Below are 23,386 nucleotides of genomic sequence, written 5' to 3'. Positions count from 1 at the left end.
ATCACCCGGTCCGGCGGCGGTTCCTGAGGCGCAGGGCGGTGACGCCGCACAGGGCGAGTACGGCGACGGCGCCTCCGGCGGCCGCCATGGAGCCCGCGGTCAGGGCGGTCTCGGTCCCGGTGGTGGAGGCCGCGATGGCGGGGCCGGACGCCTTCTTCGCCTCGGGCCCGTAGCCGCCCGCCTCGCCCTTGCGGGCGTACGCGGATCCGGGGAGCTTGTCCGCGTAGGCGGCGTGGACCCGGGTGCGGTAGGCGGAGAGCGTCGTCCCCTGCTTGCCGACCGCCCGGACGGCGTCCTGGTCGAGCGGGAGGACCTTGTCCCCCTTCTGCACGTACCAGGCGTCGATCTGGGGCTCGTGGAAGACGATGCCGCCGGGCAGCTTGCGGGCGCCGGCCGCGGTGTAGCGGGCCTCGTCGTCGCCGGTGGCGATGTTCACCACCCGCATCGCGCCGTCCTTGCCGGGTTCCGGCAGCGTCCAGAGCGACGCCTTCTGCCCGTCCGAGGAGACGGCGGTGCTGGCCAGGTAGTCGAGGGAGGCGACGGGGGCGCCCGGCTCGCCCGCGACGAACCCGGCGGACAGGGTGCGCACGGGCACGGCCTCGCCCTGGATGCGGGGTGCGGCGGCCTTCTCGGTGACGGCGCCCTCGCGGGCGAAGAACCGGGACAGGGTGTTCAGGGTGGTGGCGTCGGTGGCCGCCTCGTGGGCCGCGGCCAGGGCGGCGGGACCGGCCTGGGGGCCGTCGGCGGCGGCCGCCTGCGGGGCGGCGGTGAGGAGGGCCGTGCCGGCGAGGACACCGGCGGCGGCCAGGGCGGCGGCGAGGGGGCGGCGGGCGCTCCGGGTACGGGTGGTGGTCATGGCGTCACGCCCCGATCCGGTAGAGCGAGTGGGTCCAGGAGAACTCGCTGTTGTTCACGTACCAGGAGTGCGAGGCCCAGTTGTAGCGGTTGCTGGAGGGCCACGGGTCGCCCCAGTAGACGAGGCTGTTGGCGTCGTCGTAGCCGTACAGGACGTGCATGTGGCCGCCGCCCGAGGACCACTGGATGCGGGTCTCGACCGGGCGTCCGGCGGCTATCTCGCTCTGCACGGTGGCGTAGCGCAGCCAGCCGCTGACGTACGAGCCGGGGCTGATGCCCGCCCAGTACAGGGCGTTCTGCACGTTGTCGAGGGCGGCCTGCGAGTTGGGGCAGTCGTAGCCCTGGGCGCGGTTGAAGGCGGCGTTGCAGAACTGGTTCTGGCTGTAGTTGCGGCCGTACCAGGTGGCGATGGTGTTGCCGGACGCGGCCCAGCACCAGTTGGTCTTCTGCTGGGCCTGCATCGTGATGTTCAGCCGCTTGGTGGCGGCGAGGGCGGCCGTCGGGGCGGACGCGGTCCGGACCTGGGCGGTGGCGGTGGCCGTGGCGGCGGCGATGCGGGGCTGGTCGGCGGCGGTGGCGGTCGCCGTGGGGACGGCGAGCAGCAGGGCGGCCAGTACGGCTGTCACCGACAGCCGGGCCGGCCTGGTACCTGGGTTGCGCATGGCGTTCCTCCCGGGGCGGGGGGTGGGGGTTCCGAGGAGCGCGTCCGGACGCTGTGGAGGAGCATCAACCGTTGTCGGGGACGGGTCAACACGCTTGAATGCGGGTGAACACCGCGGTGTGAACGTCCGGGGCCGAGGTGTGAACGCGCGCCCCCGGCCACCTGCGGACCGGCATCCGTCGGCGCGGCCCCCTGCCCGGCCGGCGTGAACGTTCACCAGGAGGACCCATGCGGCACACCGAGGCCGAACTGGCGCAGGTGCTGCACACCGGCCCGTTCCACCTGGCCCTGCGCACCGCGCTGTCGGTGCGCGGCCTGCCGCTCCAGCGGGTCCGGCACCATCTCGCGCACCGGGGGATCAAGCTCGGTGTGACCAGCCTGAGTTACTGGCAGCAGGGCGCCCGCCGCCCGCAGCGTCCGGAGTCGCTGCGCGCCGTGAAGGCCCTGGAGGAGGTCCTCGCACTGCCGCCGAACTCGCTGCTCGGGCTCCTGGACACCGAGGAGCCCCGCCCGGACACCGAGCGCCCGCCCGCGCGCACCTACCGCTCGCTGGTGGAGACGTCCGGGGTCGTGGAGCGGCTGCTCGCGGACATGGAGTCACCCGCGGACGGCGGGCTGCACACGGTGGGCCACCAGGAACGGGTACGGATCGGGCCGGGGCGCCAGATGCAGCAGCGGGCCTCCCAGCATGTGGTGCGCGCCCACCGGGACGGCATCGACCGCTATCTCGCGGTGTACGTGGGCGATCCGGGCTGCGATCCGGCGCGGGTCGAGGTGCGCGCCCGGGAGAACTGCCGGACGGGCCGGGTCCGCTGGGACCGGGAGACGGGGGTGCTGGTCGCCGAGCTGCTGTTCGACACCCGGCTGCGGGCGGGCGACACGTACCTCTTCGGCTACGGCTTCGAGGACGGCACGGGCGGGCCGTGCGGCGAGTACATGCGCGGCTTCACCTTCGGCGGCGGGCAGTACGTGCTCCAGGTCGGGTTCGCCGAGGAGGCGCTGCCGGTACGGTGCCGGAGCTTCGCCCAGGCGTCGGCGGGCGCGCCCCGGGGCGCCCGGGCGGAGCTCACGCTGACCGGCCGGCACCGGACCGTGCATCTGGTGGAGCAGGGGGTGCGGCCGGGGCTGGTCGGGATCGACTGGGACTGGGAGTAGGCCGGGGGCCGGGTGACTCAGGCGTCGGGGCCCGCGATCAGCTTTCCGCCCTCGACGCGGACCGGGACGGCGGGCAGCGGCACGGTCGCGGGGCCGTGGATGGCCTTGCCGGTCGTGGTGTCGAAGCGGCTGCCGTGGCAGGGGCAGTGGCCCTCGTTCTTCTCGACCTTGTCCAGCAGGCAGCCGGCGTGGGTGCACTGGGCGCTGAACGCCTTGAACTCCCCCTTGGCCGGGCAGGTCACGACGACGCGCTGCTCGCGGTAGAGCTTGGACTCGCCGACGGGGACCTCGTCGGGCGCGCCGAGCTCGACGGGGGCGGTGGGGGTCGGCGTCTGGGCGTGGCCGAGCTTCGAGTCGGTCGAGCAGGCGGCGGCGCCCAGCCCGGCGACGCCGGCGAGAGCGGCGCCCTTCAGCACGGTGCGGCGGGCGGCGGGCTGGCCGGACATGCGGTCTCCACGGGTCGGGCGGTCAGATCGGGAAACCGTGCCGGAGCTGCCCGGGGCGGCCGCGGCATCGGTGACGTAACCGACGATACCGGCGGAGACGGGCGCCTCCGCGCGGGGGCCGGTCGTGGCTCGTCGGAGCCGGGAACGCGGTGCGGCGGCGGCCGGCGCGCGAGGACGGCCGGGAACGCGGCGAGGCGGCGGCCCCCACCGTGGGGGGCCGCCGCCTCGTACGGCGGGTCGTCGGCGTCAGGCCTTGCGGGCCCGGGCCGTCTTCTTGGCGGCGGGCTTCTTCGCGGCCGTCTTCTTCGCCGCGGACGCCTTGGCCGTCGCCGTCGCCGTCTTCGTGGCCGAGGCCGACTTCGCGGCGGCCGTCTTCTTCACGGCCTTCTTCCCGGCCGGCTTGCGGGCGGCCGGGACGGCCGCTTCGCTGACCCGGTCGGCGTCCAGGATGTCCTGGAGGAACTTCCCGGTATGGCTGGCGGGGGCGCCCGCCACGTACTCCGGGGTGCCCTCGGCGATGACCAGGCCGCCGCCGCTGCCGCCCTCGGGGCCCATGTCCACGACCCAGTCGGCGGTCTTGATGACGTCGAGGTTGTGCTCGATGACGATCACCGAGTTCCCCTTGTCGACCAGGCCGGAGAGCACCTTGATCAGCTTGGAGATGTCCTCGAAGTGCAGACCGGTGGTCGGCTCGTCCAGGACGTAGACCGTGCGGCCGGTGGAGCGCTTCTGGAGCTCGCTGGCGAGCTTGACCCGCTGGGCCTCACCGCCGGAGAGCGTCGGCGCGGACTGGCCGAGCCGCACGTAGCCGAGGCCGACCTCGTTGAGCGTGCGCAGATGGCGGGCGATCGTGGGGACGGCCTCGAAGAACTCCAGGCCCTCCTCGATCGGCATGTCCAGCACCTCGGCGATGGACTTGCCCTTGTAGTGGACCTCCAGGGTCTCCCGGTTGTAGCGCGCACCGTGGCAGACCTCGCACGGGACGTACACGTCGGGCAGGAAGTTCATCTCGATCTTGATCGTGCCGTCGCCCGAGCAGTTCTCGCAGCGGCCGCCCTTGACGTTGAAGGAGAACCGGCCCGGCAGATAGCCGCGGACCTTGGCCTCCATCGTCTCCGCGAACAGCTTGCGGACGTGGTCGAAGACACCGGTGTACGTGGCCGGGTTGGACCGGGGCGTACGGCCGATGGGCGACTGGTCGACGTGCACCACCTTGTCGACCAGGTCGTCCCCGTCGACCCGGGTGTGCCGGCCGGGCACCGACTTGGCGCCGTTCAGCTCGCGGGCCAGGTGGGTGTAGAGAATGTCGTTGACCAGCGTCGACTTGCCGGAGCCTGAGACGCCGGTGACGGCGGTCAGCACGCCCAGCGGGAAGGAGACGTCGATGTCCCGCAGGTTGTTCTCCCGGGCGCCGTGCACCGTGAGCAGCCGCGAGGGGTCCACGGGCCGCCGCACGTCGGGGACGGGGATGGACCGCTTGCCGGTCAGGTACTGCCCGGTGACCGACTTGTCGTTGGCCAGCAGCTCCTTGAGCGAGCCGGAGTGGACGACCTTGCCGCCGTGCTCACCGGCGCCGGGGCCGATGTCCACCACCCAGTCGGCGACCTTGATGGTGTCCTCGTCGTGCTCCACGACGATGAGCGTGTTGCCCATGTCCCGGAGGCGGACCAGGGTCTCGATCAGCCGGTGGTTGTCGCGCTGGTGCAGTCCGATGGAGGGCTCGTCCAGCACGTAGAGCACGCCGACGAGACCGGAGCCGATCTGCGTGGCGAGCCGGATGCGCTGGGCCTCGCCACCGGACAGGGTGCCTGCGGCGCGGTTCAGCGAGAGGTAGTCCAGGCCGACGTCGACCAGGAACTTCAGCCGCTCGTTGACCTCCTTGAGGACCCGCTCGGCGATCTTCTTGTCGCGCGCGTTCAGCTTGAGGCGGCCGAGGAATTCGGCGCACTCGCTGATGGACATCGCGGAGACCTCGGCGATGGACTTCTCCATCACCGTGACCGCGAGGACGATCGGCTTGAGCCGGGTGCCCTCACAGGTCGGGCAGGGGACCTCGCGCATGTACCCCTCGAAGCGCTCCCGGCTGGAGTCGCTCTCGGCCTCGGAGTGCCGCCGCTTGACGAACTGGACGGCGCCCTCGAAGGACGGGGTGGTGTAGGCGCGCTCGCGCCCGTACCGGTTGCGGTAGCGGACCTCGGTCTGGATCTTGTGGCCGTGCAGCAGGGCCTTCTTGGCGCGCTGCGGCAGCCCGGCCCAGGGGATGTCCGTACGGAAGCCGAGGGCTTCGGCCAGGGCGTTGATCTGGCGGCCGAAGTACTCCTTGGTGTGGCCGTGGGACCAGGGGTGGATGGCGCCCTCGTCCAGGGACTTCTCCTCGTCCGGGACGATCAGCTCCGGGTCGACCTCCATGCGCGTACCGATGCCGGTGCAGTCGGGGCAGGCGCCGAACGGGGAGTTGAAGGAGAAGGAGCGCGGCTCCAGCTCCTCGAAGGAGAGGTCGTCGTACGGGCAGTAGAGGTGCTCCGAGTACATCCGCTCGCGCTCGGGGTCGTCCTCGGGGAGGTCCACGAAGTCGAGCACGACCATGCCGCCGGAGAGGCCGAGCGCGGTCTCGACGGAGTCCGTCAGCCGGCGCTTGGCGCTGTCCTTCACGGTGAGGCGGTCGATGACGACCTCGATGGTGTGCTTCTCCTGCTTCTTGAGCGTGGGCGGCTCGGAGAGCTGGATCGTGGCACCGTCCACCCGGGCACGGCTGTAGCCCTTGGTCTGGAGGTCCGAGAACAGGTCCACGAACTCACCCTTGCGCTCGCGCACCAGCGGCGAGAGCACCTGGAAGCGGCTGCCCTCGGGCAGGCCGAGGACCTTGTCCACGATGGCCTGCGGCGACTGGCGCGAGATGGGGCGGTGGCACTCGGGGCAGTGCGGCTTGCCGATCCGGGCGAAGAGCAGCCGGAGGTAGTCGTAGACCTCGGTGATGGTGCCGACCGTCGAGCGCGGGTTGCGCGAGGTCGACTTCTGGTCGATGGAGACGGCGGGCGACAGGCCCTCGATGAAGTCGACGTCCGGCTTGTCCATCTGGCCGAGGAACTGCCGGGCGTACGAGGAGAGCGACTCCACGTAGCGCCGCTGGCCCTCGGCGAAGATCGTGTCGAACGCGAGCGACGACTTGCCCGACCCGGAGAGCCCGGTGAAGACGATGAGGGAGTCGCGGGGAAGGTCGAGCGAGACGTTCTTGAGGTTGTGCTCGCGAGCGCCACGGACGATGAGACGGTCGGCCACGCCGGTCCGCACCTTTCTGGAGAGAAATGGGGGAACTGAGCCCCCGGCCCAGGGTATGGGGGGCGCCACAGCGGTGTACGAAGCTTTCGACTTCGAGCGTATAGCACGCACATTCGAATTGCGGACGGCTGAGAACTCCTTCACCCGAACGAGTGGCCGCAGCTAGGCTCGGCCCCATGACTGATCATGCGCACGACCTGGCAGCACTCCGGGAAGCGACGGATCGGCTGCTCGGAGCCACCGGAAAACTGGACGACGCGGCGCTGTCCGAGCCGTCCCGGCTGCCGGGCTGGAGCCGCGGTCATGTCATCGCGCACCTCTCCCGTAACGCCGACGCGCTCGCAAATGTTCTCCGCGGCCTGCCGATGTACGCAGACAGCGAAACCCGGGACCGCGACATCGAGCGGGACGCCCCCCGGCCCCAGGAGCAGCAACTGGCCGACCTGACGGCGAGCGCGGCCCGTTTCGTGGAGGCGGCGGCCGAGCCCGCGGACTGGTCGCGCACGGTGACCCTGCGCAACGGTGTGACGGACTCGGCGGCCCTCGTGCCGTTCCGGCGCCGCGGCGAGGTGGAGCTGCACCACGTCGACCTGGGCGTCGGCTACGAGCTGGAGGACCTGCCGGAGGAGTTCACCGGGCGGGAGATCGGCTTCCTGGCCGAGCGGTTCGCCGGGCATCCGGAGGTGGTGCCGACGTCACTGGCCGACGACACCGGGCGGGTGTGGACGACCGGCGGCGGCGCGGAGGGCGGGCCGGTCGCGGTCCGGGGCACGGCGCCCGGGCTGCTTGGCTGGCTCAGCGGACGGCGCGACGGCTCGGCGCTGACGGTCGAAGGCGGCACGCTTCCGGCACTGCCCCCGCTGTAGGCCGCTGCCCCGCTATAGGCTGAGGAACATGACGTACAGCGGAGCGGTCAGGGTCGGCGGGCCCGCCGATGTGCACGAGCTGACGGATCTGATGATCTCGAAGGTCGCCGTCGGCCCGATGGACAACAACGCCTATCTGCTGCGCTGCCGGGCCACCGGAGAGCAGCTGCTGATCGACGCGGCCGACGAGGCCGGGACGCTGCTGCGGCTGATCGGTGACGACTCGATCCTCTCCGTCGTCACCACCCACCGGCACCGCGACCACTGGCGGGCCCTGGCCGAGGTGGTCGCCGCGACCGGGGCGCGCACCTTCGCGGGGCGGTTCGACGCCGAGGGCATCGAGGTGCCGACGGAGGTCCTGGTCGAGGACGGCGACACGATCCGGGTGGGCGAGGTGGCGCTCACCGCCCGCCACCTGACCGGGCACACCCCGGGGTCGATCTCGCTCCTGTACGACGACCCGCACGGGGCGCCGCACCTGTTCACCGGGGACTGCCTCTTCCCCGGCGGCGTCGGCAACACGCACAAGGACCCCGAGGCGTTCGCGAGTCTGCTGCACGACGTGGAGACCAAGCTCTTCGCGCCGCTGCCGGACGAGACCTGGGTCTACCCGGGCCACGGGCGCGACACCACGCTGGGGGACGAACGGCCCCACCTGCCCGAGTGGCGCGCCCGGGGCTGGTGAGGCGGGACCGTCCGTCTCCGTGTCGCCGGGGCTAGACGCGGTCCCCGGTCTTCGCCTCGCGGGCCTCGGCCTCGGCCTTCTTCTTGTTGGCCATGAGGCTGGTGATCGTCGTGATGATCAGCACCCCGCAGATCACGCCGAGCGAGACCGGGATGGAGATCTCGGGGACGTGCACCCCGGACTCGTGCAGGGCGTGCAGCACCAGCTTGATGCCGATGAAGCCGAGGATCACCGACAGCCCGTAGCTGAGGTGGACCAGCTTCTCCAGCAGACCGCCGATCAGGAAGTACAGCTGGCGCAGGCCCATCAGGGCGAAGGCGTTGGCGGTGAAGACGATGTACGGGTCCTGGGTGAGGCCGAAGATCGCGGGGATGGAGTCCAGCGCGAACAGCACGTCGGTGGTGCCGATGGCGAGCATGACGACCATCAGCGGGGTCATGACGCGCTTGCCGTTGTTGCGGATGAAGAGCTTGGTGCCGTGGTACCGGTCGGCGACGCCGAAGCGGCGCTCGATGCTCTTCAGGAGGCGGTTCTCCTCGAACTCCTCGTCCTCGTCGTCCGCCCGCGCCTCCTGGATGAGCTTCCAGGCGGTGTAGATCAGGAACGCGCCGAAGATGTAGAAGATCCACGAGAAGTTGGCGATGACCGCGGCGCCGGCCGCGATGAAGATCGCCCGCAGCACCAGGGCGATCAGCACGCCGATCAGCAGCACCCGCTGCTGGAGGTGGGAGGGCACCGAGAACTTCGCCATGATCAGCACGAAGACGAAGAGGTTGTCGACGCTGAGCGACTTCTCGGTGATGTACCCGGCGAAGAACTCGCCCGATGCCTGGGTCTCGCCGAAGACGAGCAGCCCGAGGCCGAAGAGGGCGGCCAGCACGATCCAGACGATCGTCCAGATCCCGGCTTCCTTGGTCGACACGTCATGGGGCTTGCGCCCGATGAAGAAGTCGACGGCGATGAGGGCGCACAGACCAAAGATGGTCAGCGCCCAGAGGGTCCATGAAACGTCCACTGCGCCTCCGGCAGTTCGCTACGGGCTACTGATCAGCGTCGTCGCTGCCGGAGGTCTCTTCCACCTGGGCGCGCGGGCTGCGCGCCTGGGCCGGCGCCCCGGGACCGGTCACAGTCCGTACTGACGGGAACGCCGCGTATGGGAGTACTCCCCTCCGCTCCATGAACGGTACAGGAAATACCAAAGAAAGGTAAAGGGAAGCCTAAAGGATCTCCAAAAGAGCAGGTCAGGGGCGGTTTACCGAAGGCGTTACGGGGCCCGGCGACTTAGCGGTGCCCGGTGCGGCGGGCGTGCGCGACCCGCTCCAGCACCTGGTCCAGGACCGCGCTCCCCGGCGGTGTCCTGGGCGGTTCGTACGTCCACGCGTGGCCGACCCACGGGTCGGCCAGATGGTCGTCGGCGACCGGGGTGACCCGCAGCAGCGAACGCCACAGCGGGTCCAGGATCGGGCCGTACTCGGACGCCTCCTCCCGGTCCGCGACCATCATCAGGTGGACGCCCACGGACGGCCCCTCGTCGGCGAGGTAGCGCAGCTGGGTCACCGCCCGGTCGTCGAAGCCGTGCGGGAAGTCGTTGACGATCAGCAGCTGCTCGGCCGGGTCCAGGTCCGGCGGCAGCGAGTCGGCGGCACCGGCCCGGATCGCCATCTGCACCAGGTCCACCCGCCGGGTGAGGTGGGCGAGGACCGAGGAGACGCCCTGCGCCCCGGCGGCGGGCGGCGAGGGCAGCACCCCGGAGCGGACCAGCGGGGCGAGCGCCCCGGCGGCCGATCCGGCCGGGTCGATGACGTGGACCGTGAACTCGTTCGGCGGGTAGACCGCCAGCAGCCGGGCCGCGTGCAGCACGGCGGTCTCCATCGCGAGCCCGCGCAGCTGGTCCGGGCCGGTCAGCGCGGCGGCCTCGGAGGCGGTGCGCCCGCTGTCGATCCACATGCCGCGCTCCAGCGGCAGCCGGACGAGGAGCGGGATGCGCAGGTCGGCGCGCTCCGGGAGGTGGAGGTCACCGATGCGCAGCGCCATGGGGATCTCCATCGGCACCCGGTAGCCGTGCCAGACGGGGTTGTCCCAGCCCGCGTACGGGGCGGGGAGCGCGGGCTCCACGACGGCGGACTCGGCGTCGAGCTGGGCGAGGTCGCGGTCCAGGGACTCGCGGGCGCGGGAGGTCAGCTCGTCGCGCTTAGCGCGGGCCTCCTCGCGGGCCCGGTCCCCCGCGCCCCCGATGCGGCTGCGCGGGTCGGACAGGGTGCGCTCCAGCTCCTGGTCCATGCGGGACTCGGCGAAGTCGACGGCGCTGCGGTAGGCGGCGACGGCGCGGGCCAGGTCCTCGAACATGCCCCACACCTGGTTGTACAGGCGCTCGTCCATGGACCAGCCGGTGGCGTCCCCGGCGACGGGCTGGGCGGGCTGCCCCGGCGGGGCGGGCGGCGCGACCGGGGGCGGCGGCGGGGGCGCGGTGGACTGGCGGCGCGGGTGCGCGTAGTTGACCGGGCCGCCCGGGGCGGCCGGCTCCGCCAGCGGTTCGGGCTGCGCGGGTGTGGCCGGCGCGGGCGGCGGGACGGGCGGCTGCCCGTTGCCCGGGGCGGGGGCCGGGGTGGGCGCGTGCCTGACCCGGTCGCCCTCCGGGGTGCGGGGCGGCGGCGGGGCCACGGAGCGGGCGAGGCCCCGGGCGACCGCGTCCTGGATGGTCCCGGCCAGCTCGGCGGCCCGGTCCACGCCCTGGTCGGCGAGCATGGCCGCGAGGCCGCCCGCGTACCCCTGGCCGACCGCGCGGACCTTCCAGGCGCCCTGGCGGCGGTACAGCTCCAGGGCGGCGACCGCGGACTCGCTGTCGAGGCCGGTCAGCGTGAAGGTGGCGATCTCGGTGCCGTCGAGGCCGGTGACCGCGACGAAGGGCGAGGCGACGGCGCCGAACCGGGTCGGCCCGCCGGCGCCGAGCGGGAGGGCCAGCAGCACCGTGACCCGGTGGACCCCTTCGGGCAGGGCGTCGAGGTCGACGGCGAGGCGGTGGTCGGCGGCGGCCTGCCGGGAGACTTCGAGGCCGTGCAGCTGCGGCGATCCGGGGTGGGCGATCCACTCGACGCCGGCCACCCTGCCCTGCTCGTCACCGAGCGTGGCACCGGCGACGACGGGCGCCCCGGCCGATATCCGGATCTCCAGACGGGTCTGGGGCAAGGTGTGGTTCTGCCCCCGGACCAGCTCGGCCGTCATTGCCCTGTCCCCTCGACGTATTACCGCTGGTGTTGGTGAAGTATGCGGGCAGCTCCCGGTGGCCGATGCCGCCGGGAGCTGCGCGTACCGCGATGCGGACCTCGCGGTCCGGTGTGCCGTCCTACAGGTGCGGCAGGATCGCCGGCATGAGGTCCTGGAAGGTGCGGCCGTTGGCCGGGGTGCCGATGGCGGTCATCTTCCAGGCGTTGCCCGCCCGGTGCACCTTCGCCATGATCTGCGCGGTGTACTGCCCGCCGCCGTCCAGCGTGTAGCGGGCGAGCTCCTGGCCGTTGGTCTCGTCCACGATGCGGCAGAAGGCGTTCTGCACCTCCTGGAACGTCTGGCCGGTGAAGGAGTTCACCGTGAAGACGATCTGGTCGATGTGGACCGGCACCCGCTGGAGGTCCACGAGGATCGCCTCGTCGTCGCCGCCGGAACCGGCGCCGCCCACGAGGTTGTCCCCGGTGTGGCGCACCGAGCCGTCGTCGCTGGTGAGGTGCCGGAAGAACACGACGTCGACCGGCTGCTTGTCGGCGAACAGGACGGCCGAGGCGTCCAGGTCGATCTCCCGGGTGCGCGAGCCGAACAGACCGCGGCGCGGTGCCGCCTGCCAGCCGAGCCCCATCCGTACCGCGGTCAGGGTCCCCCCGTCGCTCTTCTGCAGGCTGATGGCCTGACCCTTGGTCATATTGACCGTCACGCGCTGTCCCCTCTCCGCATTCCCCGCAACCGTCCTTGTGCGGTTTCCCAGCACCCTACGCAGTGGTGTCACCCGCGCGGAGGGCCTGGGCCGTTTTGTGTCGGTCCTGCAACATGCCGCCCGAAGCGCCCCGGCCGGTCAGGCCAGACCGGCCTCGCGCATCTGGCGGAGCTCCTTCTTCAGCTCGCCCACCTCGTCGCGCAGCCGGGCGGCGACCTCGAACTGGAGGTCGGCCGCGGCGGCGCGCATCCGGTCCGTCATCTCCTCGATGATCCCGGCCAGTTCGGTCGCCGGGCGGTCGGTGACCGCCGCGGCGGCCTTGCCCGCCTTGCCGGCCTTCGCGGACTTCCCGGCCGTCGCCGCCTTGCCGTCACCGGGGACGGCGTGCTTGCCGAGGGCGGGCACGGGTGCCTTGCCCTCCTTGCCCTGGCGGTAGCCGGTGCCGAGCAGCTGCTCGGTGTCGATCTCCTCGCGCGCGATGGTGGCGACGATGTCGTTGATCTTCTTGCGCAGCGGCTGCGGGTCGATGCCGCGCTCGGTGTTGTACGCGATCTGCTTCTCGCGGCGGCGGTTGGTCTCGTCGATGGCCTGCGCCATGGCCGGAGTGACCTTGTCCGCGTACATGTGGACCTGGCCCGAGACGTTGCGCGCCGCGCGGCCGATGGTCTGGATCAGCGAGGTGCCCGAGCGCAGGAAGCCCTGCTTGTCGGCGTCGAGGATGGCCACGAGGGACACCTCGGGCAGGTCCAGGCCCTCGCGCAGGAGGTTGATCCCGACCAGGACGTCGTACTCGCCGGAGCGCAGCTCGCGCAGCAGCTCGATGCGGCGCAGCGTGTCGACGTCGCTGTGGAGGTAGCGGACCTGGATGCCGAGCTCCAGGAAGTAGTCGGTCAGGTCCTCCGCCATCTTCTTGGTGAGCGTGGTGACCAGGACCCGTTCGTCGCGCTCGGCGCGCGTCCGGATCTCGTGCACCAGGTCGTCGATCTGGCCCTCGGTGGGCTTGACGACGACCTCGGGGTCGACCAGGCCGGTCGGGCGGATGATCTGCTCCACGAAGCCGTCGCCACGGGACATCTCGTAGTTGCCCGGGGTGGCGGAGAGGTAGACCGTCTGGTTGATCCGCTGGAGGAATTCCTCCCACTTCAGCGGGCGGTTGTCCAGGGCGGACGGCAGCCGGAAGCCGTGGTCGACCAGGGTCCGCTTGCGGGAGGCGTCGCCCTCGTACATGGCGCCGATCTGCGGGACCGTGACGTGCGACTCGTCCAGCACCAGGAGGAAGTCCTCCGGGAAGTAGTCGAGGAGGGTGTTGGGGGCGGTGCCGGGGGAACGGCCGTCGAAGTGCATCGAGTAGTTCTCGACGCCGGAGCAGGTGCCGATCTGGCGGAGCATCTCGATGTCGTACGTCGTACGCATGCGGAGCCGCTGGGCCTCCAGCATCTTGCCCTGCTTCTCCAGCTCGGCCAGGCGCTCCTCCAGCTCCCGCTCGATGCCGCTGACGGCCTTCTCCATGCGCTCGGGACCCGCCACGTAGTGGCTGGCGGGGAAGACGTGGAGGGACTGGTCCTCGCTGATGACCTCGCCGGTCAGCGGGTGCAGCGTGGACAGGGCCTCGATCTCGTCGCCGAACATCTCGATGCGGACGGCGAGCTCCTCGTAGACCGGGAAGATCTCGATGGTGTCGCCGCGCACCCGGAAGGTGCCCCGGGTGAAGGCCAGGTCGTTGCGCGTGTACTGGATCTCCACGAAGCGGCGCAGCAGCGCGTCGCGGTCGACCTCGTCGCCCACCTTGAGCTGGACCATGCGGTCCACGTACTCCTGCGGCGTACCGAGGCCGTAGATGCAGGAGACGGAGGCGACCACGACGACGTCGCGCCGAGTGAGCAGCGAGTTGGTCGCGGAGTGGCGCAGCCGCTCGACCTCCTCGTTGATCGAGGAGTCCTTCTCGATGTAGGTGTCCGACTGCGGGACGTACGCCTCGGGCTGGTAGTAGTCGTAGTACGAGACGAAGTACTCGACGGCGTTGTTGGGCAGGAGCTCGCGGAACTCGTTGGCCAGCTGGGCGGCGAGCGTCTTGTTCGGCGCCATGACCAGCGTGGGGCGCTGGAGCTTCTCGATCATCCACGCGGTGGTCGCGGATTTACCGGTGCCGGTCGCGCCGAGGAGCACGACGTCCTTCTCACCTGCGCGGACGCGCTTCTCCAGCTCGGCGATGGCCGTGGGCTGGTCGCCGCTGGGCTGATAGGGACTGATGACCTCGAAAGGCGCCACCGTACGTTCGATCTTCGAGACTGGCCGCATGCAACCACCGTACGACCCGCCACTGACAACGGGCCCGGTTCACCGGTCCGCGGGCCCCACGGCGTCGCGCGGGCGGGAGTGGAAGGAGGCCGGATCGGCGTGGGTGCCGAAGCGCGGGACCTGGCGCTGGGCCGGGATGCCGGGGGTCCGGGCGGCGCGCGGGTCGTCCCAGTCGGGCGTGCCCATGACCACCAGCGGGTCGAACATGACCACGACGGCGGCCAGCAGCAGGAAGCAGGCGGGGCCGAGCAGCAGGGGCACCAGCAGCGAGCCCGCGCTGTCGCCGGGGGCGTGGGCGGCGGTCGAGGCGGCGGGGTGCAGATGGACCCGGAGCGCGGCCATCCCGGTGTAGTGCATGCCGCTCACGGCGACGCCCATCACGACGCTCGCGCCGAGGCTGGGCAGGAAGCCGTGGATGGAGACGGCGGCCCACAGCGCGGCGGTCGAGGCGACGACGGCGATGACCACGGAGAGGGCGACGGTCACCGTGTCGTACTCGAACTGCCCATCAAGACGCATTCCCGCCATGCCGAGGTAATGCATGGAGGCCACACCGAGCCCGGTGATCGTGCCTCCCGTCACCAGGGCCATGCGGGTGGCGCCCCGGTAACCGACCAGGAAGATCCCGATGCCGACCATCACGATCGCGACGGCGAGGCTGGCGAAGGTGATCGGTTTGTCGTAGCCGATCGGCACCTCTTCGACGGAGAAGCCCGTCATCGCGATGAAGTGCATGGTCCAGATGCCCGAACCTATGGAGGTCGCCCCGAGAGCCAGCCAGCCGGCCCGGAAGGAACGCTCGGTACGCAGTGACCGCGTGGTGCAGCGCAGGCCCAGCGCCGCACCGAGGCACGCCATCAGGAACGCCGCCGCAGGGGTCACCGCTCCGTAGCTGAAGCCGTCGATCGTGCCCTGCATCCTTGTACGCCCTTCGCAGCAGCAAGCCCGGGTCGGGACGATCCCAGGGCCCGTCGTCCGGGCGCGGGGCCCGGCAGACACAACAGAAGTGCCGCATCTTATCGACCGGGCCGACAGCGGGTGACGCGGTCCCTTCACACAGTGGCCATCCTGCGCCTGTCCCGTGTTCGGGGCCGGCTGGGACGCTCGGGCCGTCCGCAACTCTGACGCAAGGAGTCCACGTGTACGCAGGCACCGCTACCGCCTCCGTCGCCGCCGCTGCCGTCATGGGCGCCGGCACGTTGCTGATGCCGCAACCGGGCACCCCGGTCGCGGACACCCCGCTGACCCGGCACCCGGTCCAACAGGTCGCCCCGGTCCGCCGGGCCTCCGACGCCGCGGCGGACCACCCGCGCGTCTACGCCCACCGGGGCGCCTCGGCGTACGCCCCCGAGAACACGCTCAGGTCCGTGGACAAGGCCGACGCGCTGGGCTTCGACTGGGTGGAGAACGACGTCCAGCTGACCAGGGACGGGGTGGTGGTCGTCATCCACGACACCGATCTCAAGCGGACGACGAACGCCGAGGAGGTGTTCCCGGACCGTGCGCCCTGGGCGGTCAAGGACTTCACGGCCGCCGAGATCTCCCGACTGGACGCGGGCAGCTGGTTCGGGCCCGCGTACGCCGGGACCCGGGTGCCGACCCTGCACCAGTACCTGAAGCGGCTCGGCCACAACAAGCAGAACCTCCTGCTGGAGATCAAGAGCCCGGAGAGCTACCCGGGGATCGAGCGGGCGACCCTCCGGGTGCTGGGCGAGGAGGGCTGGCTGGACACGAGCCACGTCCGCAGCCGCCTGGTGATCCAGAGTTTCGGGGCCGACAGCCTGCGTACGGTGCACTCCCTGCGCCCGGACCTGGTCACCGGTTTCCTCGGCGCCCCGGCCGTCTCCGAGCTGCCCGCGTACGCGGCGTTCGCCGACCAGATCAACCCCTCGTACACGGGCCTGTCGGGCAGCTATGTGACGGCGGTGCACGCCCTGAAGGGCCCGCACGGCAAGACGCTCCAGGTGAACTCCTGGACGGTGAACGACGCGGCGGCCGCGCGCCGGGTCGAGTCCATGGGGGTGGACGGGATCATCACGAACACCCCCGACGTGGTGCGCGCGGCCACACGGGGCTGAGTCCGCCGGGCCCCGTTGTCAGTGGGCCGCCGTACGGTGGTGGCATGGACAGCAACGGGGTCGTCGAGTGGACCGTGGTCGGGAGCGACATCGGTCCGTTGATGCTGGCCGCGACGGAGACGGGGCTGGTGAGCGTCGTCTTCCACGCCCGCCCGGAGATACGGGACAGGGCGCTGGACCGGCTGCGCGGCCGGCTCGGCGCGGAGCCGGCCGAGGCCCCCGGCTCCGCCCGGCTGGCCGAGCCGGTGCGCCAGTTCGAGGCGTACTTCGCGGGGACGCTGCGGGAGTTCTCGCTCGGCCTGGACTGGTCGCTGACCGCCGGCTTCAACCGCCAGGTGCTCCAGGAGCTGGCCCGGGGCGTGCCGTACGGGGCGGTCGCCGGTTACGGGGAGCTGGCCGAGCGGGTCGGACAGCCGGGCGCGGCCCAGGCGGTGGGCGCGGCGATGGGGTCCAACCCGCTGCCCGTGGTGGTGCCGTGCCACCGGGTGGTGGAGAGCGACGGCGGGATAGGCGGCTTCGGCGGCGGTCTGGAGACCAAGCGGCAGCTGCTGGCGCTGGAAGGGGTGCTGCCGGAGCCGCTGTTCTGAGCGGTGCCGTCAGGCGGGGTCCGGGTCCGTGTCCGGCCGGTGCGCGACCAGCACCGGCTGGAAGAAGCCCGTGGCCTCCGGCTCGTGCCAGGCGGGCTCCGTGAGACCGGCCCGCCGGGCGAATCCGGTGAGCTGGTCCTGCCCGAGCGCCCAGTACGAGGTGCGGCGCGTGCGCACGTCCCAGGCCGCGCCCCCGTCCGCCGCGGGGTGCAGCTGGAAGTGCTCCAGGTCGTAGCGCTCGCCGTCCGGGCGCCAGTGCCACAGCTGGAAGGTGACGACCCGGCCGCCGGTCTCCTCCCTGACCTGCGGCGGTGTGGACGCGGGCCGCTCGCGGCGCAGCCGGTCGTAGGGCCGGGTGGAGACCAGGAGTACGCCGCCGGGGCGGAGCACCCTGCGCATCTCGCCGAGCGCCGCCTCCACCGCTTCCGGGGTGAGCAGGTGCGGCAGCGAGTTGTCGGCGCACACGACGACGTCGAAGGAGCGGTCACCGAAGGGCAGCCGCGTCATGTCGGCGGCCGTGGTGCGCAGGTCCAGGCCGCGCGCGGCCGCCTCCTTCGCGGCGCGGGCAGCGGCGGCGGGGCTCAGGTCGCTGCCGGTGACCCGGTGTCCGAGCGTGGCGAGACCGAGCGCCTGGGTGCCGATGCCGCAGGCGCAGTCCAGCACGTCGTACGGGGCGCCCGCGCCGAGCGCGGTGGTGATCAGGTCCGACAGCGCGGCGGCCTGGCGCTCGATGCTCGCCTGCCAGTCGGCGTACATGAGGTCGTAGTCGGAGGCGAGGTCGTCGTAGAAGTCACGTACGGAGGAGGCGGGTTGACCGGTCGCGGAGGGCATGGGGCGACCCTAGCGCCCTCGTGCGCGGCCACCGACGGGCGGTTTCGCGCCACCCGCCGGGCCGGGGCGGGCCCAGCGACGTTTGAGTGCCGCCCACCCGCGCCAGGGATGTGGACATGTCACTCAACGCGCCCCTCGACGCCACCCCCTACGCGCCGGTCCTCTCCGCCGAGGTGCGGGCCGCCCTCGCCGCGCACCGGCCGGTCGTCGCCCTGGAGTCGACGATCATCGCCCACGGCCTGCCCCGCCCCCGCAATCTGCGGGTCGCCGGGGAGCTGGAGGGGCTCGTGCGGTCCGCCGGGGCCGTGCCCGCGACGGTGGCGGTGCTGGACGGGCGGGCCAGGGTCGGTCTGGACAAGGCCGAGCTGGAACGGGTGGCCGAGGACCCGGGGATGCGCAAGCTGGGCCACCGCGACCTCGCCCCGGCACTGGCGGCCGGGGCGAGCGGGGCGACGACCGTGTCGGCGACCGCCTTCCTGGCGGCCCGGGCCGGGCTGCGGGTCTTCGCGACCGGCGGGCTGGGCGGGGTGCACCGGGGCTGGACCGAGACGCAGGACGAGTCGGCGGACCTGCGGCTGCTGGGGCGTACGGGGATCACCGTGGTCTGCGCGGGCGTGAAGTCGATACTGGACGTGCCCGCCACACTGCAACGCCTTGAGACGCTGGGGGTCGGGGTGCTCGGCTACGGCACGGACACGTTCCCCGGGTTCTACCTGAGCGGTTCGGGCGAGCCGGTCGACTGGACGGTGACCTCGCCCGAGGAGGTCGCCGAGGTGATGCGCGCCCAGGACGCGCTGGGCGGCCCCGAGGCGGCGCTGATCGTGGCCAACCCCGTACCGGAGGACGAGCAGCTGGACCCCGGGCTGCACGACCGGGTGCTCGCCGAGGCGCTGGTGGCCTGCCGGGAGCAGGGGGTCACGGGGCAGGCGGTCACGCCGTTCCTGCTGGACCGGCTGGTGCGGCACACCGGGGGCGCCTCGCTGGAGGCCAATCTCGCCGCGGTCCGGGGCAATGTGGCGCTCGCCGCCCGTATCGCGACGGCCTGGACGGCGCGGTGAGCGGCGGCCTCCTCGTCGTCGGGGACGTGGTCACCGATGTGGTGGCCCGGCACGGCTCGGCGCTGGCCCACGGCACGGACACCGCCGCCGTGATCCGGACCCGGGCGGGCGGCGCGGGGGCCAACGTGGCCTGCTGGGCGGCGCGCGCGGGCTGCCGGGACGTGCGGCTGCTGGCCCGGGTGGGCGCCGACTCGGCGGACTGGCACCGCGGTCTGCTGCGGCGGGCGGGGGTGCGCGGGCTGCTCGCGGTGGACGAGGAAGCGCCGACCGCGACCGTCGTGGCCCTGGTGGACGCCGCCGCCGAGCGCACCTTCCTCACCGACAGCGGCGCGGTGCTGCGGCTCTCCCCCGATGACTGGTCGCCCGCGCTGCTCGACGGGGTCGCCCACCTCCACCTGTCGGGCTATCTGCTGTTCGCCGATACGAGCCGGGTGACGGCCCTGCTCGCCCTGCGGGAGGCCGTACGGCGGAAGGTTCCGGTGAGCGTGGACCCCGCGTCGGCGGGCTTCCTGGCCGGTCTCGGCGTCGACCGGTTCCTCGCCCTGACCGAGCGGGCGGACCTGCTGCTGCCCAACGCGGACGAGGCCCGGCTGCTCACCGGCCTGCCGGAACCGGCGGACGCGGCCGCCAAGTTGAGCATGCCCGACCGCCGGGTCGTCGTGACGCTCGGCGAGGGCGGGGCGCTGCTCGCCGCCGGGGGCACGGTGACCGGCCTGGTCCCGGCGGCGAGGGCCGGCCGGGCCGTGGACTCGACCGGGGCGGGCGACGCGTTCACCGGCGGCTTCCTCGCGGCGCGGCTGGCGGGCGCGGACGACGCGGCGGCCGCGGCGGCGGGGTGCCGGGCGGGGGCGGAGGCCGTCGCGACGGTGGGCGGGCGGCCGCCGTTGCCGGGCGAGTAGCGGGACCCGGACCCGCACGCCTCACCGCAGCCCCGTCCACGCCAGGTGCCCCGGGTCATCCGCGCGCACCACCGCGTCCGCGTTGTCGGCGGGCGCCACCTCGTCCTCGTACCGCTCGAAGGCGGGCAGGGTCCACAGCTCGTCCTCCGCCGTGCGCCGCCGCAGCGCGCCCGCCGAGAGGCGCAGGTGGACGGCGAGGTCGAAGGGGAACCAGTGCCCGAGCAGCAGCGGGCCGTGCAGGATCAGCACCCCGCCCTCCGGCAGCGGCTGGTACGGGCTGCGGGTGGCCCGGTCCGTCGCCGGGTCCCACAGGTCGGGCAGCACCCGTCCGCTGCCGCCCGGTTCCAGAGGGCCGAACACCTCGCGCCACAGGGCGCCGGTGTCGAACCAGCTGCCGAAGTACGAGTCCGGGTCCTGTTTCCCGTACTCGTACCGCAGGCTCGCGGGCCGCAGGAATCCGGCGGTGGGGACGGGGAGCACGGCGCGGCCCCGGAGGCGCAGCGCCTCGGCGACGGATTCGGCCAGGTCGGCGGGGCGGGCGGCAGGGGCGCCGTCGACGGCGATCTTCAGCCAGGGCCCGCCGTCGGCCGGTTCCAGCGAGTCGGCGTGCGCGGCGAGCGCGTCCGTCAGCCGGTCCCGGGTGATCGCTTCGAATCGCACCGGTCCATCATCGCGCGTCCCGCCGGGTGGCCGGATGCCGGAATACCGCCGCCGGAATCCGCCGCGAGGATTACGGTCGTGGCCATGGATCTTGAATTCGCCCGTGAGTTCGCAGCGCGCTGGCAGGACGACTGGAACTCCCACGACCTGGAACGCATCCTGACGCACTATCACGAGGACGTGACCTTCAGCTCCCCGATGATCGCGCGGTTCACCGGCGACCCCTCCGGGACCGTACGCGGCAAGGACGCCCTGCGGGCGTACTGGAAGCGCGGGCTCGAACTCATCCCGGACCTGGAGTTCGAGGTGATGGACGTCCGGGCGAGCGTCGACACGCTGGTGATCGACTACCGCAACCAGATCGGCGGCCGGGTCTACGAGGTGCTGACCCTCCGCGACGGGCTGGTGATCGCCGGGCTCGGCGCGTACGGGGAGACACTCGCCCGCTGACTTCGGCGGGCGGTGTCCCCGGGTGGTGTCACTTCCCCGGCCCGCAGTCCACCGCGTCGGCGTCGTCCGAGAGTTCGCTGCCCTCGGGCAGCAGATACGTCACCCAGAGGACCACCGGCTCGGTGCCCAGATTGCGGCCGATGTGGCGGTGCTTCTTGCCCGACGGCTCGATGAACGAGGTGCCGGCCGGGGACACCTCGACCGAGCAGTCGTCCAGGGTGCGGGTCAGCGTGCCGGACTTCACGACGGCGATCAGCTGGCCGCTGTGGGTGTGCCAGCCGGTGGAGCCGCCCGGCTCGATGGTGATCGTGCGGAAGGTGACGTCCGCCCGGCCCTTCGGCGCCTTCACCTTCAGCTTGCCCGCCGAGGTGCCCTTGGCCACGACGGTCGCGGTCACCCCGCTGCCGGGCGTGGCACCGGCCGCCGTCGGCACGAACGCGAGCGCCGCCACGCACCCCGCGACGACGAACGCCCTGCCCAGCCGGTTCTGCCGCACCCGCTGTACGCCGTTCCCCATGGCTCTCTCCTGTCTCGGGTGTCACGGACATCTCAAATACCCGGACGCTACCCGGAAGAGGACCGCTGGAATCACGCCACCGGCATCCGGCCCAGCCCGGCCGGCCGTCAGGCGCCGCGCAGCTCCTCGGCCAGCGCGCCGTCCCCGTACACCTCGATCCGGCCGTCCCCGACCGCCTCCGCGAACGTCGGCTCGCCGCGCCCGAGGGCGAGGCACAGCTCCGCGTCGAGGACGATGCGCGCGTCGGCGTCGGCGGCGGGCCCGTCCCCGTACACCGGCTCACCGGCCGCCACCTCGCCCGTACGGATGTGGAACTCGCCCTCGTCCAGCCGGACATCGAGCACGCCCGTGGCCGCCCCCTTCAGGGCGCTCAGCAGCGGGAGCGCGAACCAGTGCGCCCGGACCGCGTCCGTGGGGCGTCGCTCGGCCAGCGCGGGAGCGCCCCACTCGGCGAGCGCGGCGAGGACCGGCAGCAGTCCGTGGCCGCGCGCGGTGAGCGCGTAGACCGTGGCGGCGGCCGGGGGCGGGAGCTTGCGGCGGGTGACGAGGCCGCCCTGCTCCATGTCCTTGAGCCGGGACGCCAGGACGTCCGTGCTGACGCCCGGCAGGTCGGCGTGGAGATCGGTGTAGCGGCGGGGACCGGCCAGCAGTTCACGGACGATCAGCAGGGTCCACCGGTCGCCGACCGCGTCCAGGGCGCGGGCGCCGGCGCAGAACTGGTCGTAACTCCGGCGGCGGGCCGGGCGGGTGGCCGGCTGTGTCTGACGTGGCATGCGACGCAGTCTAGACATGTTGTTGGACTTTCCAAGCCCGAGCTTGGTAAAACCAAGTATCGCAATCGGGTCGGGGAGGCACCGCATGGAATTCCGCCAGTCCAGCAAGCTCAACGAGGTCTGCTACGAGATCCGGGGCCCCGTCATCGAGCACGCCAACGCCCTGGAGGAGGCGGGCCACAGCGTGCTCCGGCTCAACACGGGCAACCCGGCCCTCTTCGGCTTCGAGGCGCCGGAGGAGATCGTCCAGGACATGATCCGGATGCTCCCGCAGGCCCACGGCTACACGGATTCGCGCGGCGTCCTGTCCGCCCGGCGCGCCGTGGTGCAGCGCTACCAAGCGATGGGCCTGACCGAGGTCGGCGTGGACGACGTCTTCCTCGGCAACGGCGTCTCCGAGCTCATCTCGATGGCCGTCCAGGGGCTCCTGGAGGACGGCGACGAGGTGCTGATCCCGTCCCCGGACTACCCGCTGTGGACGGCGGTCACGACGCTGGCCGGCGGGAAGGCCGTGCACTACACCTGCGACGAGGCGTCCGACTGGAACCCGGACGTCGCCGACATGGCCTCGAAGATCACCGACCGCACCCGCGCCGTCGTGATCATCAACCCCAACAACCCGACCGGCGCCGTCTATCCGCGCGAGGTCCTTGAGGCCATCCTCGACCTGGCCCGCAGGCACGGTCTGATGGTGTTCGCCGACGAGATCTACGACCAGATCCTCTACGACGACGCCGAGCACCACAGCGTGGCGGTGCTCGCCCCGGACCTGGTCTGCCTCACCTTCAGCGGGCTCTCGAAGACGTACCGGGTGGCCGGGTTCCGCTCCGGCTGGATGGTGGTGTCGGGCCCCAAGCAGCACGCCCGCAGCTATCTGGAGGGGCTGACGATGCTGGCCTCGATGCGGCTGTGCCCCAACGCCCCCGCCCAGTACGCCATTCAGGCCGCGCTCGGCGGCCGGCAGTCGATCCGGGACCTGGTGGTGCCCGGGGGCAGGCTGTACGAGCAGCGCGACCGGGCCTGGCAGAAGCTGAACGAGATCCCGGGCGTGTCCTGTGTGAAGCCGAAGGGCGCGCTGTACGCCTTCCCGCGCATCGACCCGAAGGTGCACCCGATCGCGGACGACGAGAAGTTCGTGCTGGACCTGCTGCTGCGCGAGAAGATCCAGGTCGTGCAGGGCACCGGCTTCAACTACCCGCGCCCCGACCACTTCCGCATCCTCACCCTGCCGCACGCGGACGACCTCGACGCCGCGATCAGCCGGATCGGGCGGTTCCTGGCGGGGTACCGGCAGTGAGTCCGCGCCGAATGAGGAGCGGGCCCGGGGGCGTAGCCGGCCCCCGAGCCCTGTGATGCCGCCTGCATG

22 protein-coding genes are annotated in these 23,386 nt (G+C 72.3%); 9 read left to right on the top strand and 13 right to left on the bottom strand.

The window, feature by feature from the left end:
- Position 1: 1 nt before the first annotated feature.
- A complete protein-coding gene (locus AMK18_RS25975) occupies positions 2–856 on the bottom strand; it encodes a hypothetical protein (RefSeq protein ID WP_073864692.1) in 855 nt (284 codons plus the stop codon).
- A 4-nt stretch (positions 857–860) separates the two neighbouring features.
- Positions 861–1,517, bottom strand: a complete 657-nt coding sequence (locus AMK18_RS25970) for a papain-like cysteine protease family protein (protein ID WP_018104598.1) — start codon at positions 1,515–1,517, stop codon at positions 861–863.
- 227 nt (positions 1,518–1,744) lie between these two features.
- On the opposite strand from AMK18_RS25970, the gene AMK18_RS25965 reads away from it, so the two are divergent.
- Positions 1,745–2,671 carry a hypothetical protein gene (locus AMK18_RS25965; protein ID WP_073864691.1) on the top strand — a complete coding sequence of 309 codons (927 nt, stop codon included), beginning with the start codon at positions 1,745–1,747 and terminating at the stop codon, positions 2,669–2,671.
- A 17-nt stretch (positions 2,672–2,688) separates the two neighbouring features.
- Here AMK18_RS25965 and AMK18_RS25960 read toward each other — a convergent pair whose 3' ends face one another.
- Positions 2,689–3,117 (bottom strand): Rieske (2Fe-2S) protein, encoded by a 429-nt coding sequence (locus AMK18_RS25960; RefSeq protein WP_018104596.1) that lies wholly within the window; start codon positions 3,115–3,117, stop codon positions 2,689–2,691.
- Positions 3,118–3,363: 246 nt separating this feature from the next.
- Positions 3,364–6,396, bottom strand: a complete 3,033-nt coding sequence (uvrA, locus tag AMK18_RS25955) for an excinuclease ABC subunit UvrA (protein ID WP_073864690.1) — start codon at positions 6,394–6,396, stop codon at positions 3,364–3,366.
- 176 nt (positions 6,397–6,572) lie between these two features.
- Here uvrA and AMK18_RS25950 point away from each other — a divergent pair, with 176 nt between their 5' ends.
- Together AMK18_RS25950 and AMK18_RS25945 are read left to right on the top strand one after the other, a co-directional pair.
- Positions 6,573–7,262, top strand: coding sequence for a maleylpyruvate isomerase family mycothiol-dependent enzyme (locus AMK18_RS25950; RefSeq protein ID WP_073864689.1), 690 nt, complete (start codon positions 6,573–6,575; stop codon positions 7,260–7,262).
- Between the two features lie 28 nt (positions 7,263–7,290).
- The gene (locus AMK18_RS25945) at positions 7,291–7,947 is read left to right on the top strand and encodes an MBL fold metallo-hydrolase (RefSeq protein ID WP_018104593.1); all 657 of its coding nucleotides are present in this window, start codon (positions 7,291–7,293) and stop codon (positions 7,945–7,947) included.
- Between the two features lie 31 nt (positions 7,948–7,978).
- On the opposite strand, the gene AMK18_RS25940 is transcribed toward AMK18_RS25945, so the two are convergent.
- The 5 genes from AMK18_RS25940 to AMK18_RS25920 all read right to left on the bottom strand — a co-directional run bounded on the left by AMK18_RS25940 (position 7,979) and on the right by AMK18_RS25920 (position 15,085).
- The gene (locus AMK18_RS25940) at positions 7,979–8,962 is read right to left on the bottom strand and encodes a TerC family protein (RefSeq protein ID WP_018104592.1); all 984 of its coding nucleotides are present in this window, start codon (positions 8,960–8,962) and stop codon (positions 7,979–7,981) included.
- A gap of 266 nt (positions 8,963–9,228) precedes the next feature.
- Positions 9,229–11,169, bottom strand: coding sequence for a TerD family protein (locus AMK18_RS25935; protein ID WP_073864688.1), 1,941 nt, complete (start codon positions 11,167–11,169; stop codon positions 9,229–9,231).
- A gap of 121 nt (positions 11,170–11,290) precedes the next feature.
- On the bottom strand, positions 11,291–11,869 hold the full coding sequence (locus tag AMK18_RS25930; RefSeq protein ID WP_026171720.1) for a TerD family protein: 579 nt from the start codon (positions 11,867–11,869) through the stop codon (positions 11,291–11,293).
- Positions 11,870–12,007: 138 nt separating this feature from the next.
- A complete protein-coding gene (gene uvrB, locus AMK18_RS25925) occupies positions 12,008–14,167 on the bottom strand; it encodes an excinuclease ABC subunit UvrB (RefSeq protein WP_018104589.1) in 2,160 nt (719 codons plus the stop codon).
- A gap of 39 nt (positions 14,168–14,206) precedes the next feature.
- Positions 14,207–15,085 carry an MHYT domain-containing protein gene (locus AMK18_RS25920; protein ID WP_018104588.1) on the bottom strand — a complete coding sequence of 293 codons (879 nt, stop codon included), beginning with the start codon at positions 15,083–15,085 and terminating at the stop codon, positions 14,207–14,209.
- Between the two features lie 221 nt (positions 15,086–15,306).
- On the opposite strand from AMK18_RS25920, the gene AMK18_RS25915 reads away from it, so the two are divergent.
- Both AMK18_RS25915 and AMK18_RS25910 read left to right on the top strand, forming a co-directional pair.
- Complete coding sequence (locus tag AMK18_RS25915) at positions 15,307–16,245, top strand: glycerophosphodiester phosphodiesterase (protein ID WP_073864687.1); 939 nt, start codon at positions 15,307–15,309, stop codon at positions 16,243–16,245.
- A 44-nt stretch (positions 16,246–16,289) separates the two neighbouring features.
- The gene (locus tag AMK18_RS25910) at positions 16,290–16,832 is read left to right on the top strand and encodes a methylated-DNA--[protein]-cysteine S-methyltransferase (RefSeq protein WP_073864686.1); all 543 of its coding nucleotides are present in this window, start codon (positions 16,290–16,292) and stop codon (positions 16,830–16,832) included.
- 9 nt (positions 16,833–16,841) lie between these two features.
- On the opposite strand, the gene AMK18_RS25905 is transcribed toward AMK18_RS25910, so the two are convergent.
- A complete protein-coding gene (locus AMK18_RS25905; RefSeq protein ID WP_073864685.1) occupies positions 16,842–17,663 on the bottom strand; it encodes a class I SAM-dependent methyltransferase in 822 nt (273 codons plus the stop codon).
- Positions 17,664–17,779: 116 nt separating this feature from the next.
- Here AMK18_RS25905 and AMK18_RS25900 point away from each other — a divergent pair, with 116 nt between their 5' ends.
- Together AMK18_RS25900 and AMK18_RS25895 are read left to right on the top strand one after the other, a co-directional pair.
- Positions 17,780–18,721: a pseudouridine-5'-phosphate glycosidase gene (locus tag AMK18_RS25900; protein WP_073864684.1), complete on the top strand. Its 942-nt coding sequence runs from the start codon at positions 17,780–17,782 to the stop codon at positions 18,719–18,721.
- Positions 18,718–19,620, top strand: coding sequence for a carbohydrate kinase family protein (locus AMK18_RS25895; protein ID WP_073864683.1), 903 nt, complete (start codon positions 18,718–18,720; stop codon positions 19,618–19,620). The genes AMK18_RS25900 and AMK18_RS25895 overlap by 4 nt, the downstream gene beginning before the upstream one ends.
- A gap of 21 nt (positions 19,621–19,641) precedes the next feature.
- Here AMK18_RS25895 and AMK18_RS25890 read toward each other — a convergent pair whose 3' ends face one another.
- The gene (locus tag AMK18_RS25890; protein ID WP_073864682.1) at positions 19,642–20,280 is read right to left on the bottom strand and encodes a uridine kinase; all 639 of its coding nucleotides are present in this window, start codon (positions 20,278–20,280) and stop codon (positions 19,642–19,644) included.
- A gap of 84 nt (positions 20,281–20,364) precedes the next feature.
- On the opposite strand from AMK18_RS25890, the gene AMK18_RS25885 reads away from it, so the two are divergent.
- Positions 20,365–20,730 (top strand): nuclear transport factor 2 family protein, encoded by a 366-nt coding sequence (locus tag AMK18_RS25885; protein WP_073864790.1) that lies wholly within the window; start codon positions 20,365–20,367, stop codon positions 20,728–20,730.
- 28 nt (positions 20,731–20,758) lie between these two features.
- Here the strand turns inward: AMK18_RS25885 and AMK18_RS25880 are convergent, their stop codons facing one another.
- A complete protein-coding gene (locus tag AMK18_RS25880; RefSeq protein ID WP_018104580.1) occupies positions 20,759–21,247 on the bottom strand; it encodes a cupin domain-containing protein in 489 nt (162 codons plus the stop codon).
- 107 nt (positions 21,248–21,354) lie between these two features.
- Positions 21,355–22,020, bottom strand: a complete 666-nt coding sequence (locus tag AMK18_RS25875) for a winged helix-turn-helix transcriptional regulator (RefSeq protein ID WP_018104579.1) — start codon at positions 22,018–22,020, stop codon at positions 21,355–21,357.
- An 85-nt stretch (positions 22,021–22,105) separates the two neighbouring features.
- Here AMK18_RS25875 and AMK18_RS25870 point away from each other — a divergent pair, with 85 nt between their 5' ends.
- Positions 22,106–23,317 (top strand): pyridoxal phosphate-dependent aminotransferase, encoded by a 1,212-nt coding sequence (locus AMK18_RS25870; RefSeq protein ID WP_018104578.1) that lies wholly within the window; start codon positions 22,106–22,108, stop codon positions 23,315–23,317.
- Positions 23,318–23,386: the final 69 nt, after the last annotated feature.

It is taken from the genome of Streptomyces sp. CB01249 (assembly GCF_001905735.1).
GTDB lineage: Bacteria > Actinomycetota > Actinomycetes > Streptomycetales > Streptomycetaceae > Streptomyces.
Note: the sequence above shows the minus strand (reverse complement) of the source record. Positions and strands in the feature narration are given on the sequence as shown.

Excerpts from the sequence above, each read along its gene's own strand:
- AMK18_RS25975 (WP_073864692.1), bottom strand. The coding sequence starts at position 856 with ATGACCACCACCCGTACCCGGAGCGCCCGCCGCCCCCTCGCCGCCGCC.
- AMK18_RS25970 (WP_018104598.1), bottom strand. The coding sequence starts at position 1,517 with ATGCGCAACCCAGGTACCAGGCCGGCCCGGCTGTCGGTGACAGCCGTA.
- AMK18_RS25965 (WP_073864691.1), top strand. The coding sequence starts at position 1,745 with ATGCGGCACACCGAGGCCGAACTGGCGCAGGTGCTGCACACCGGCCCG.
- AMK18_RS25960 (WP_018104596.1), bottom strand. The coding sequence starts at position 3,117 with ATGTCCGGCCAGCCCGCCGCCCGCCGCACCGTGCTGAAGGGCGCCGCT.
- AMK18_RS25950 (WP_073864689.1), top strand. The coding sequence starts at position 6,573 with ATGACTGATCATGCGCACGACCTGGCAGCACTCCGGGAAGCGACGGAT.
- AMK18_RS25945 (WP_018104593.1), top strand. The coding sequence starts at position 7,291 with ATGACGTACAGCGGAGCGGTCAGGGTCGGCGGGCCCGCCGATGTGCAC.
- AMK18_RS25935 (WP_073864688.1), bottom strand. The coding sequence starts at position 11,169 with ATGACGGCCGAGCTGGTCCGGGGGCAGAACCACACCTTGCCCCAGACC.
- uvrB (WP_018104589.1), bottom strand. The coding sequence starts at position 14,167 with ATGCGGCCAGTCTCGAAGATCGAACGTACGGTGGCGCCTTTCGAGGTC.
- AMK18_RS25920 (WP_018104588.1), bottom strand. The coding sequence starts at position 15,085 with ATGCAGGGCACGATCGACGGCTTCAGCTACGGAGCGGTGACCCCTGCG.
- AMK18_RS25910 (WP_073864686.1), top strand. The coding sequence starts at position 16,290 with ATGGACAGCAACGGGGTCGTCGAGTGGACCGTGGTCGGGAGCGACATC.
- AMK18_RS25905 (WP_073864685.1), bottom strand. The coding sequence starts at position 17,663 with ATGCCCTCCGCGACCGGTCAACCCGCCTCCTCCGTACGTGACTTCTAC.
- AMK18_RS25900 (WP_073864684.1), top strand. The coding sequence starts at position 17,780 with ATGTCACTCAACGCGCCCCTCGACGCCACCCCCTACGCGCCGGTCCTC.
- AMK18_RS25885 (WP_073864790.1), top strand. The coding sequence starts at position 20,365 with ATGGATCTTGAATTCGCCCGTGAGTTCGCAGCGCGCTGGCAGGACGAC.
- AMK18_RS25880 (WP_018104580.1), bottom strand. The coding sequence starts at position 21,247 with ATGGGGAACGGCGTACAGCGGGTGCGGCAGAACCGGCTGGGCAGGGCG.
- AMK18_RS25875 (WP_018104579.1), bottom strand. The coding sequence starts at position 22,020 with ATGCCACGTCAGACACAGCCGGCCACCCGCCCGGCCCGCCGCCGGAGT.
- AMK18_RS25870 (WP_018104578.1), top strand. The coding sequence starts at position 22,106 with ATGGAATTCCGCCAGTCCAGCAAGCTCAACGAGGTCTGCTACGAGATC.